Origin of the sequence: Desulfosporosinus sp. HMP52, from assembly GCF_000765145.1 — a bacterium.
In the GTDB taxonomy this organism is placed as follows: domain Bacteria; phylum Bacillota; class Desulfitobacteriia; order Desulfitobacteriales; family Desulfitobacteriaceae; genus Desulfosporosinus.
In genome coordinates, this window is sequence record NZ_JMGA01000043.1 from 1 (window position 1) to 11,470 (window position 11,470).

General features: G+C 39.7%; 13 protein-coding genes, 1 other RNA gene and 1 pseudogene. 8 read left to right on the forward strand and 7 right to left on the reverse strand.

What is annotated here, in order from left to right; genetic code table 11:
* The 6 genes from DP73_RS23135 to DP73_RS15835 form a co-directional block, all read left to right on the forward strand.
* A partial coding sequence (locus DP73_RS23135) for a DUF2922 family protein (RefSeq protein ID WP_128751428.1) occupies positions 1 to 102 on the forward strand: 102 nt, incomplete at its 5' end.
* A gap of 301 nt (positions 103 to 403) precedes the next feature.
* Positions 404 to 646, forward strand: a complete 243-nt coding sequence (locus DP73_RS15815) for a helix-turn-helix transcriptional regulator (RefSeq protein WP_034600728.1) — start codon at positions 404 to 406, stop codon at positions 644 to 646.
* Between the two features lie 498 nt (positions 647 to 1,144).
* Complete coding sequence (locus DP73_RS15820; protein WP_242865781.1) at positions 1,145 to 3,493, forward strand: restriction endonuclease subunit R; 2,349 nt, start codon at positions 1,145 to 1,147, stop codon at positions 3,491 to 3,493.
* 928 nt (positions 3,494 to 4,421) lie between these two features.
* Positions 4,422 to 4,565: a hypothetical protein gene (locus DP73_RS23550; RefSeq protein ID WP_165574423.1), complete on the forward strand. Its 144-nt coding sequence runs from the start codon at positions 4,422 to 4,424 to the stop codon at positions 4,563 to 4,565.
* 71 nt (positions 4,566 to 4,636) lie between these two features.
* Entirely contained in the window at positions 4,637 to 4,975 is a 339-nt protein-coding gene (locus DP73_RS15830) for a hypothetical protein (protein WP_034600731.1), read from the forward strand.
* Positions 4,965 to 6,044 (forward strand): HigA family addiction module antitoxin, encoded by a 1,080-nt coding sequence (locus DP73_RS15835; RefSeq protein WP_034600732.1) that lies wholly within the window; start codon positions 4,965 to 4,967, stop codon positions 6,042 to 6,044. Before DP73_RS15830 ends, DP73_RS15835 begins: the two co-directional genes overlap by 11 nt.
* An 823-nt stretch (positions 6,045 to 6,867) precedes the next feature.
* Here DP73_RS15835 and DP73_RS15840 read toward each other — a convergent pair.
* Positions 6,868 to 7,074, reverse strand: coding sequence for a hypothetical protein (locus tag DP73_RS15840; RefSeq protein WP_242865782.1), 207 nt, complete (start codon positions 7,072 to 7,074; stop codon positions 6,868 to 6,870).
* A 231-nt stretch (positions 7,075 to 7,305) separates the two neighbouring features.
* Between DP73_RS15840 and DP73_RS23710 the strand changes: the two genes are divergently transcribed.
* Positions 7,306 to 7,452, forward strand: a complete 147-nt coding sequence (locus tag DP73_RS23710; protein ID WP_205623402.1) for an integrase — start codon at positions 7,306 to 7,308, stop codon at positions 7,450 to 7,452.
* Between the two features lie 62 nt (positions 7,453 to 7,514).
* Here the strand turns inward: DP73_RS23710 and DP73_RS15845 are convergent, their stop codons facing one another.
* Together DP73_RS15845 and DP73_RS15850 are read right to left on the reverse strand one after the other, a co-directional pair.
* A complete protein-coding gene (locus tag DP73_RS15845) occupies positions 7,515 to 7,841 on the reverse strand; it encodes a hypothetical protein (RefSeq protein ID WP_034600733.1) in 327 nt (108 codons plus the stop codon).
* On the reverse strand, positions 7,838 to 8,281 hold the full coding sequence (locus DP73_RS15850; protein WP_034600734.1) for a hypothetical protein: 444 nt from the start codon (positions 8,279 to 8,281) through the stop codon (positions 7,838 to 7,840). Before DP73_RS15850 ends, DP73_RS15845 begins: the two co-directional genes overlap by 4 nt.
* 140 nt (positions 8,282 to 8,421) lie before the next feature.
* Here DP73_RS15850 and DP73_RS22120 point away from each other — a divergent pair, with 140 nt between their 5' ends.
* Positions 8,422 to 9,066 carry a helix-turn-helix transcriptional regulator gene (locus DP73_RS22120; RefSeq protein WP_052090740.1) on the forward strand — a complete coding sequence of 215 codons (645 nt, stop codon included), beginning with the start codon at positions 8,422 to 8,424 and terminating at the stop codon, positions 9,064 to 9,066.
* A gap of 56 nt (positions 9,067 to 9,122) precedes the next feature.
* Here DP73_RS22120 and DP73_RS15860 read toward each other — a convergent pair whose 3' ends face one another.
* The 4 genes and pseudogenes from DP73_RS15860 to DP73_RS24250 all read right to left on the reverse strand — a co-directional run.
* Positions 9,123 to 9,860 carry a phospholipase D-like domain-containing protein gene (locus DP73_RS15860; RefSeq protein WP_034600741.1) on the reverse strand — a complete coding sequence of 246 codons (738 nt, stop codon included), beginning with the start codon at positions 9,858 to 9,860 and terminating at the stop codon, positions 9,123 to 9,125.
* A gap of 364 nt (positions 9,861 to 10,224) precedes the next feature.
* Positions 10,225 to 10,422, reverse strand: coding sequence for a hypothetical protein (locus DP73_RS15865; RefSeq protein ID WP_034600735.1), 198 nt, complete (start codon positions 10,420 to 10,422; stop codon positions 10,225 to 10,227).
* 595 nt (positions 10,423 to 11,017) lie between these two features.
* Positions 11,018 to 11,199, reverse strand: a non-coding RNA gene (ssrS, locus tag DP73_RS22735) — 6S RNA.
* 9 nt (positions 11,200 to 11,208) lie between these two features.
* Positions 11,209 to 11,470 (reverse strand): annotated as a pseudogene (locus DP73_RS24250) (Wadjet anti-phage system protein JetA family protein); the annotation flags it as partial.

An 11,470-nucleotide genomic window follows, 5' to 3' on the forward strand; every position in this document is an offset into this window, starting at 1 on the left:
AAGAATGTATTCCTTACCTCCAGCGGCGATCTGATCGGAAAGCGGGATATTAAGGTTGTTGGAACCACGACCAACGACCTATATGACCCGCCGTTAGCTTAGGTAGTACCAAAAAATAACGGCGGCCGCATGGCCGCCACTTCTCTCTTGATGATCAAAACTCTTACTCGGCGAAACTTGTCGTTTTGCCGAGGGTCATGGAACCTACGCGGAACGACCAAAAGTGACTGCATAAAAGCCTGTTCCGCCGAATAATAGTCTGGCATGCAAAATACACCCCTCTGCACAGTTAGTGTTATATAACTAATTATGACACATAATATATCTTAGTGCTATATCACTAACAAAATATACTCTTCTTCTTTATGCTTTAATTAGTGATAACTCACTAGGAGGTGTATTCATGGATACGAGACAAGCAGTAGCGAATAGAATTGTTGAACTTTGCAAAGAACGGAATATAACGCCCAATGCTTTGAGCTATCGTGCCGCCGTTCCACAATCGACTATAAAAAGCATCCTAAATAATGAGAGCCTGAACCCTGGTATTGTGACCATTAAAAAGTTGTGTGATGGTTTAGAAATCTCACTGTCGGACTTTTTTAATACGGATGTCTTTAGTAATTTAGAACAAGAACTAACATAAATCTTCGATAATCCCAACATTTGAGGAATGTACTCAAATCTTATTTCAGAGCCTAAATAGTAATGCATTAAGTGACGCATGCTGGCTGACTTTGCTATAAGAGCATTGAACAGCGTTCAAGAAGTCAGCCGCTTCAAAGGTTATATTCGTAAGGCTAATCTTTTGTAGTTTCTAATCTCGCTTGATTTCTTATGGGTTCATATTGTTCATTGTCAATTAGAACATCCCTACTCGGCGAAACTTGTCGTTTTGCCTAGGGTCATGGAACCTACGCGGAACGACAAAAGGTGACTGCCCGTAAGCATGTTCCGCCGAATACAATCACATTCCGAAAGGCTTAGAAATTGACACAGAAGAACCGTCCCCTTATGCCCCCTTATGCCCCCCCTTATGCCCCCTTATGCCCCCTACACCAAGCGCGACGAGTTCGGTTCTCGAAGCCCTATTGACGTTATCAAGGCAAACCGCCCGATAATTATACTTGACGAACCACAGAAGATGGCCGGTGTAGCAACGCAGAACGCTCTGAAAAAGAATTTCAACCCATTATTTTCTCTAAACTATTCGGCAACCCACAAAACCTCTCACAATCTTGTTTACGTCCTAGATGCGCTTGATGCTTTCAAAAAGAAACTCGTCAAGAAAATCGAGGTCAAAGGTTTTGAGCTGAAAAATCTAAGCGGCACAAACAAATATATGTATCTTTCCGATATCATTGTCGACCGTAAGAAGCCGCCCCGAGCCAGACTGGAGATCGAGGTAAAACGTGGCAGCGGCATTAAACGTGAAACACAAATCCTTGGCGTAGGTGACAGTCTTTATACCGCATCTAACGACTTGGAGGAATACAAAGGTGTCTCTATTGCCGAGGTAGATCCTATACGCTCTATGGTTACATTCTCAAATGGTGATAGTTTGGCGACCGGTGAAGCGAGCGGAAATGTGAATGAGGACGATATCCGCCGCATACAAATTCGAGAAACTATAGCTTCACATTTTGATAAAGAGGAAAAGCTGTTCGGGCAAGGTATCAAGTGTTTATCACTCTTCTTTATTGACGAGGTGGCTAAATACCGTCAATATGATGAAGATGGTAATGAAATACCGGGCGAGTATGGGCGTATTTTTGAAGAGGAGTACAACGTCGCACTGAATGAACGGCTGACGCTGTTTCCTACAGCCTATCAAGCCTACTTGCGAGAAATAGAAACGACTGAAACTCATCGTGGCTATTTTTCGATAGATAAGAAAGGCAGGGCTGTTGATAGTTCGGTTAAGCGTGGAAGTGAGTTTTCGGATGATATTAGCGCGTATGACCTTATACTCAAGAACAAAGAGCGTCTGTTGTCCTTTGAGGAACCAACAAGGTTCATATTTTCTCACTCCGCTCTGCGCGAAGGTTGGGATAACCCGAATGTGTTCCAGATTTGCACTTTAAAGCATTCGGATAATGCAACGGCGAAGCGGCAAGAAGTCGGACGCGGTCTACGCCTTTGCGTCAACAGTTCGGGCGAGCGACAAGACCTTGACGTTTGTGGTGAAACCCTTGTTCATGGCGTAAATATTCTGACGGTTGTCGCAAGTGAAAGCTACTTGGGATTTGTCGCAGATTTACAAAGAGAGATCAAGTCTGACCTGTACGATCGTCCGACAAAGGCAAGCGTGGAGTATTTTGCCGGCAGGAATGCCATGATTGGAGAAGATACTCACTCTATTACAGTCGCTGAAGCAACTGCTATTTACAACTACCTTGTCCGTAACGATTATGTTGATGATAACGGTGGAATCACGGATACTTACCGTATCGCTGCCGAAGGGGGTAGCTTTGCACCTTTAAAACCAGAACTAGCTCCACTAGCTGAAAACATCCACAAGCTCGTGCAAGCCATATTTGACCCAAGCATCCTAATAGAAATGGCGGGAAATGGACACGAAACAAAGATTAAGAATAACCCTCTGAATGAAAACTGGAAAGATTTCAAGGAACTATGGGAGCGAATCAATAAAAAGTATGCATATACTGTTGAATTCGATAGCGCGGAACTTATTCAAAAGTCTATTGCCGCTATAAATAACGAACTACGGGTAGCCCGCTTATCATACACCTTAACAAAAGGCGAACAGACAGGCACAGAATTTAATGTGGAGCGTACTGAAACAAAAAAACTTGACCGTGCGCAGAGTAGTTTTGCCGAATATGATCTTATAGGCAAAATTGCCGTTGGCGCGACGCTCACGCGTCGGACAACAACAACAATTTTGAGTGGTATGTCGCGTGAAAAATTATGGTTATTCCGAGAAAACCCGGAGGAGTTTATTACCAAAGTTGCAGGTATCATTAACCGTCAAAAAGCTTCGGTTGTGGTGGAACATATCACCTACGCACCAACTGCGGAGAACCCATATTCGCAAGATATTTTCAATATGAGCCGTGCCTCCGACGAGTACGCGAAGGCTTTCAAGGCGAAACACGCTATACAGGATTACGTCTTTACAGACGGAACGGCGACGAACAGCATTGAGCGGCGCTTTGCTGAAGATTTGGATACTGCTGATGAGGTGATAGTTTATGCGAAACTGCCGAGAGGGCCACGCGGGTTTTATATACCAACTCCCGTGGGCAATTACTCCCCGGACTGGGCGATTTCATTTAAAAAAGGTACCGTGAAGCATATTTTCTTCATCGCTGAAACAAAAGGTACGATGGACAGCCTCGAACTCCGCCCGATTGAGCAAGCGAAAATTTCCTGCGCGAAAAAGCTATTCAATGAGATCTCCACAAGCGGCGTGAAGTACCACGACGTAGACAACTACCAAAGCCTGCTCACCATTATGGAGACGCTGTAGGGAAAGCAAAAAAGCCCGTAGCTTCGTCAATGTACCGAAGTTACGGGCTTTGCAACAAGTGAATACGATATGCCTGGGTAAACAATTAGAATTCAAGATTACAAAAACTGTGCAATTTGTCTATAGATATAATAGTTATTTTTTATTAAGCATTCGGTATTTATAGTTAACTTGAACCACTATCATATCTATTCCCCCAACGCTCCTGGCATGGTTCATATTAAAACTAGCAACAACGGCCAAGCTTTAGCATCCAGTTACCTACCAGGTAGACGGGAGGAATTTTCCCACACTCCAACCATCCCTCGAAAGGGGCCTTCTTTTATTCTTTACGAAGCAAGAAAACTTATGTATTACTTTATGAGACCAACTGCCATTAACTTTTCGATCCTCCCATTCAAATAAGTCAAGTAAGTAACTTCTCCCCCTTATATCTCCTCTTCCTTTCTATTAACGGATCAATCCAATCTACTTTATTACGCGTCCATTTAATAAAGCTTAAGACCTGTTTTCTCTTCTCCTGATCAGGTGATTTCCTAACATTTAGCTCGATTCGCATAGCAAACCTACGGATTTTCTCAGTACTATCCGAATCAGTGGCTACTGCTTCCAATATTTCAAGAAGTTCTATCTCGATCTTCTTAATTTCTCTAACCGTTCCCGTTCAAGCTTCTCTTCAAGTTTTCGTTTTGCTTCTAGTTTACGCTTTTCTCGCAATTTCTTAGCAACTTGAACAGCTTTCATTAGCCAAATTAATATTTCACCTATTTATGTTTATTGTCGTATAACCATTAAGATTGTCGCAGGCAGGAAAACGAACTGCATAATCGAAATTTATAATATTCTGCAATATTAATTCGAGAAAATCTTTTAAAGAAATCGTTTTTCATTTTCTATCCTTACAAAAATCGGCACGGGGTTGATTTTGATGAAGATGAAAAAGAAGAAAAAAACTGCTGGTAGAACAAGAGCCTTATTTAACACCGGTACAAGGCCTCACACTTCACTAAAAGATTACTCTAGAAAAGTAAAACATAAGAAAAAAATTAATAAAGATGATGAAAATTTTTAGGGTACTCTAAAAAATTAATAGAATTTGATTAACCTAATTGGTTAATCAAATTTGCACTTAGAGGGATGTTAGTGTATATTATATTTAAGGATAAAAAACTCGAGAAAACCTGTTTAAACCAACGACGATTAATACAAAAACTTGGTCCAGAAAACGGCCGTAAAATGATACAACGCCTAGATTCGCTGCGTGCCGCTGATTCACTTGGAATCATGCTTGAGTTCAGAATAGGCGGGTGTCATTTGCTCAAGGAAGATAGAAAAGGCACTTGCGGATTATTTCTTGAGCATCCTTATAGGCTTATTATTGAGCCTGTTTGGGACGTTGAACCAGAAGATATTAGTCAGGTTAATTATTATGAAGTAACAGTAATACGAGTGTTGGAGGTGATAGATTATCATGGCAATTAAGAACGAATATATGCCCTGCTTAGCTATTCCTCCTGGCGAAACACTCGAAGAACAATTACAACAAATTGGTATGACTCAAGTAGAATTTTCTAAGCGAACAGGATTAACAACAAAGCATATAAATGAAATTATTAATGGAAAGGCTTCAATTACACCTGAGACAGCTTTACGGTTTGAAAGCGTACTCGGTATTCCTGCATCATTTTGGAATAATCTTGAGGCAAACTATCAAGAAACAAAAGCCCGTATTGAAGCGGAGCAACAGCTACAAAGTGAAATTGAATTAGCACGATCAATCTCATATGCAGAAATGGCCAAACTTGAATGGGTTCCCAAAACAAGCGATTGGAAGGAAAAGGTATTCAACCTTCGCAACTTCTTCGGAGTCGCTGCTTTAGAATATATTCCTAATGTTATTCCAGTAGCATTTAGGAAATCAGAAATAAAGGATGCTTCCGCGTTATCCTTGGCTGCTTGGTTGCGTAAAGGTGAGCTGATTTCTCAAATCATTAAAACTAAACCTTTTAACAAAGACTTGCTTAAGGAAAGCATACCTGGAATTAGGGAACTAAGTGTAAAATCCCCTCGTGAATTTTTGCCGCTTATTAAAGACCTGTTAGCAAATTGTGGAGTGGCTTTCGTTTTAGTTCCCCATCTTAAAAAAACGTACGCTCACGGGGCTACGAAATGGTTAGCACCTGATAAAGTAATGATCGTGTTAAGTATCAGAGGCTCATTTTCAGATATCTTTTGGTTTAGCCTTTTTCATGAAATTGCCCACGTGCTATTGCACAATAAAAAACAAGTGTTTATAGCACACAATAACAGAGCGCATGATGAATTAGAAACTATTGAAGATGAAGCGGATAATTTCGCTTCGCACAATTTAATAAACCAAAGAAGTTATCAATCCTTTCTTCAAAATAGCTTGAGCGAAGGTTCGATTCGAAATCTTGCAGATGAGCTAAAAATTCACCCAGGAATAATAGTAGGTAGATTACAGCATGACAAGATAATTCGTTATGACCAATATACCCATTTAAGAGCCCGATATGTTTGGGTTTCATGATTATTCATAATGCTGTCACACAAGCTAGTAGTTCTCTCCAAATTCGGGGAGAACTTCTTTTTGTACGATTTATTATTGTTTTGTTACCCCCCCCAAATGGGGTGAGTGAGGTATAATCGAAATGCAAGTCAGATATAAATACTATTGTTTACGGACGGGCGTCTAAAAGCAGTAAGATACTATTGTTACCTTGGCCAACAGGTATTAGACTGCCCTTTTTAGTCATACCCTCCTCCCTCAACGCTACAAATAATACAATGGTTCAATTTATCCTACTTAGTAGGTATTATCCTGAGACGTCCATGCTTCCAGTTATTGGGCACAATGTTTTTTGGGCTAGCCCCCATTCCCTCAAACTAGAAGTTTCGGCAGAAAAATGCTCTGATAATCCGAACCATTAGGGGCCTCTTACTTACATTTTTTATGTGTACATTTTAATTCTATGGGATACATTTTATTTAACGATTCCTCAAACCTTTTAACGATTCCTATACTATCTAACGAAAGGTAAGAATTCTTCTCAAGGGGGGTGCATCTTTAAATTATTGAGGTTCAAAAACACTAAAAGCACCGTCTTAAACGATGCTTAATTTGTCCTAAAATGCTGAAAAGCCCAGCATTGCTGGACTTTTATGTGATTGTTTCAATTATTGAGTTCTTATTTGCTACGCCCAAGGGAACATACCACTAGCTTACAAGAATGTAACACCAATATGCCCTTATCTCTTTGACAAGCATCCCTGCGAGATTCGCCCGAATAAGAATGATCAGGCTTCACTCGTCAAAAGTATTAGCTTATAGATACTCCTTTGCGTATAAATCTCTATACGATCTTCGATTCGTGTAATGTTAGTAATTCTACTAAGGCAAGTGATTTTGCAGACTCCATCCTCGTAGTATAATAGTTTTCCTTTTGCCCCAACCTTAATATCTCGAAGCCAAACTTTCTTCCCCATCTGTGGAGCGATGCTGGCACTTCAGGTAAAACGATATCGTAGACGCATTCAATAATAGCAACCTCTTCGTTCATTTTACCAGCCCCCCTGTGAAGTAAAAAGGATAATACAATCAAGAAAACGACAAAACCCTTGCGAACATTGACAAGTAACTTGAGAAGCTACAAATTGAGCTTCTGAAATTGGCCAGCTCCAAGGCCTATTACGAAGATGTAGCCGATGAGATTTACCGCTTACGTGAAGAAAAGTAAAAGGTTCAGCTGTAAAGTGCCAGACGGGATGAACTGAAAAAACGGATTGCCGACATGAGCGCATTTCTGCAGGAGCAGCCAACTTCCCTTACCGAATATGACGAAGTACTTGTCCGGCGGCTGATTCAAAAGGTCACTGTTTATGAGGACAAATTCACAGTGGAGTTTAAGTCAGGCTTGACGGTAGAAATTCTAGAATAGCTTAATCAAGGCCATCTGTTAGTATTCATACCAATAGGTGGCCTTTTCCATTGTCAGGATTCTCATTTTTTCTTATTCCTATTTTCGTAATATTCGCGACTATAATCCATTACTTCTCGATGATCATCAAACATACTGTGGAGATACCCGTATTTTTTAAAGAAAGTGTCTTTTTTCTCATCTGTGTCAAATCGTTCTTCCGTTCTTGTCCCAGGTATACGCTCATTCTCTTTCCCGTTGAAGAATTTACTCGATTTACCCTCTTGGTACTGCACAGGCGTTCCTTTATCAATGTAAAATCCCCACGACACACCACTTTCTTCGTTATCTATGCGTTCTCCATCATAAGCTCCGTTGGCGAGATTGCTGAGAAGGTCTTTCAGACTCAAGCTGCAACACCTCCCTTCATATATGCGTCGACCAATGTTTGTCCCGGCTGAAGAATAATTCCCATTGCCTCTGCTTCAGTAATCTTCTTTGCTGAAGCACGCCATCCTTCATGCAAGTTTCTGATATGATCACTGACTTCAAATGGATTTTGATAAGTCATTGCCGTATTTATAACCGGTAATTCTTTCGAGTTGATGACATCTGTAACAGTGACGGATGACTGTGCAATCTTTTCGATAGTCGTCTGTGATATTTTCGGTGCCTCGGTAGGAAATTTTTCTATTGCTCCACTCAGTGATTTCCATAGGGCATCAATTGAATCACGGTTCTTTATGCAAAGTATAATACCAATCAATGCGGTTAAGCTGATACCTACGATAACAAGTTCCTTCTTATGTGCCTTGACCCAGGCTAATAACCCTTTCTTCCGCTCCTCCATAATTCCTCCTCCTTATCGTTCATGTTCATCTACATGTTTTAAAGAATTTCTTAACACACCTTTATTAAACATCAAACTTATAGGTTGTGCAAGTAATAGAGGCGGGTTATAATTAGGTGTATAAGGAGTGATATTAACCCATGAAAGACATAATTGATAGAAAACGGAGTTGCTGGAATGAGAGGCTAAAAAAATGTATACTCGATGGCGGATATACACAGGAGTCATTAGCACATGCTTTAAATAATAAGTACAATACTAAATTCACCCAAAAAACCATTAGTAGATGGGTGAATTTGGGGGATGCCAAGAATGGCATAAAGAGTTTTCCAGATTTTGAAAACATGCTTCAAGTCGCTGATTTTTTTAGTGTAGATGTTGGCTATCTCACTGGTGAAACAGATGAAGATTCGTTTACACTCGAGAAGGCATGTTCCTATATGGGTTTAAATGGCGAAGCGATAAAAGCCATAAGAGAAATTACAGTTCCTGAAAATATGGACAGCTTCTTTGGCAAATATAGGAGGGATACTTTTAACAAGGTTCTTTCAGCAAAAGAATTTCGCAATTTTTTTGAGTGTCTTAACGATCTTCATCAAACATCTATTTCTCCAATTGAAGAAAATCGCTTATTCGAAAACTTGGACAGTGCAATTGATTACATGCGTGATTTGGAGTACAAAGGAAAAATTGAAAGATATGAATTGAATGAAGCCCTGGTAATGCTAATAAATGAAATATACCCTAATCCGCCTCGAGTAAATTTGAATATCAAGGATGAATAAAAATGCCTTTCTTCCATTATGGAGGAAAGGCATTAACTTACCTACGTTTTAGAACTTTAATATTTCACTCTTTTTAGTTTCATAAATTCATCAGCAAACGCCTCCGCTGTGGTTCTATTCCGGTCGATACTAATTGTTTCCTTGTTGTAATTTGCCGCTTTTGTCCAGTTAAAGGTACCATGAATTACTGTGTTAAAATCTATAATACAAAACTTTTCATGCATTATGTTTTTATAGAGAGATTCTATTCTTACCCAGTGCGTTGTGAAACTAGTACTTAAGTCAAATTCTGCATTTCTGTTTTTATCATTGTCATCCACTACAATTTCAATAGTTACACCTTGTGCCTTTTTTTTCAAGAGTTCTTTAAATAGAACTGGGTCAGTAAACCATGCCATAGCTATCCAAATCAGATATTTTGCACTTCTGATTTCTTCAATTATCTGTTGTTGAATACCTTCAAACAAGATCTCTTGACTAATCTCCTCATCAACTGGCAGACCCCCTGGCCTAATCAATAAACTCCAAAATTCATACTCATCATCAGGAGGATAAATTTCATCACAAACCCCATTTAGATATTTCTCATACTTTTTCAACTCTATAATCTTCTCCGGAATAATACAAAGATAAATATATTCTTTATAGTGATTCCAAAGTCTGCGTGTGAATTCACCAGTTTTTTCAAATCTAACTACCGATATTTTCAATAGTGAAATTATTTGATCCTTTTCTGGATGATCTCCAACTTTTATAGTATCAATTAATAGTTTCTTGAATTGTTGCTCATTCAAATCCTTCATCCCCAAACTTCAATTTTCATAAAACATCTAAATTGACCACTGCAAGCCCATGTTATCTAAATCGACCACACACAAACACTATGTTATCTAAATCGCTCTGTCACGTGCAAAATCATGCCTTTGGACTTGTTTCCACGAACCGATATTTTAACGATTATTGGTCATCCGATTTTCATGCTCAAACCTCGTAAATCCTTTATTTACAAGCTTCTCACTACACTTACTCTTTCACCCTTGACATCAATACTACCGTCTCAACGCGTTACGTCCATGGGAACATTTTCCTTAAGAGCCATGATTTTTTACAAAGCCATTTTCTTTATGCGATACACGTTATGCCACCTTAATCAAGTGATTAAGGTCTTCCTCCTTGACAGTTGGGACACTTCCGCTGCCAGATATCCGATCCATTAGCCTTGTATTTGAAACTGCAATTTTTACATTCTATGGTGTAGAACCATTGCCCATGATCTGTACCCTTTTCCTCTGTCCGCCCAATGTTCATTTGATTATTTTTGTTAACAAAGCCCGATTTAGTAGTTTCTTTACTCATTTTTATCCACCTGTCTTTTATTTATTAAGTTCCATCCTGATAAGATAACAATTAATCCATTCACTACTCGTCAACCATCAATAAATTCTTTTGCTATACAGAAGTCTTAAAGCACCTATCAGTATCTTTTTGGATTCTACTAATTTCTTCAAATCCCTTCCTAGAACACCCAAATATACTAAGAGATGAACAAAAAGCAAGGCCATACAAAATTATCTACAGATTATGTACCACAATACAGCGGCCCGACTTTGCAACCAAGTAATACCAACTTACCTTTTGGGGCATGTTCACTTATACCTTTTAACGATGCCTATACTTTCTAACGAAAGGTAGTTTTCACCCTTCAGGGGGGTGCATCTTTTAACGAAAAGGGTTCAAAAACACAAAAAAGCACTGCTGTAGCAATGCTTAATTTGCCCAAAAACGCTGAAAAGCCCAGCATTGCTGGACTTTCTATGTTAGATAATTGTATCAATTATTGAGTTCTTATTTGGCGGAGACGAGGGGACTTGCACCCTCTAGTTAATCGCTGCGTGGCAATATAAATAAAATCCTGAGCTTCTGTCGCTCTGGATTAAGTTTGATCATTTTTAAATTACCCGCAAAGCCGTTTAGATTATTTGGTTTTAACCCTGCTCTCGCAGGTGGGCATTTTCACCCTACTTTTTAGTCTTCCTCTAGCATTGAGGCCTGACCTAATCAGTAAGTTTATCAAATTCCCGAATTATAAATAGGATCAAAACCAAATTGAATCTTCGCACATCGCAGGTTTGCGATATACTGTTTGAAGTTATCTCTGGTTTCCACTTCCAACCAGCCGAGGTTCTTCAAGCGTCGCAAGATCGTATTCGCCTGGGCACGGAAAAGGTCCATTTCGCCCAAATCAGGCTCAACCAAGGCGGACGCACCCGTGTCAATTTGATCTTCCTCAGAATCGAAGGCGTATCCCAACTCCTGCTGAGTCTCAATCAATTCCTGAAAAAGGTCACGCATCAGGTCATATTCGATTCCGAAACGGTTGCTGTTATGTTGTTCATAAAGGAGC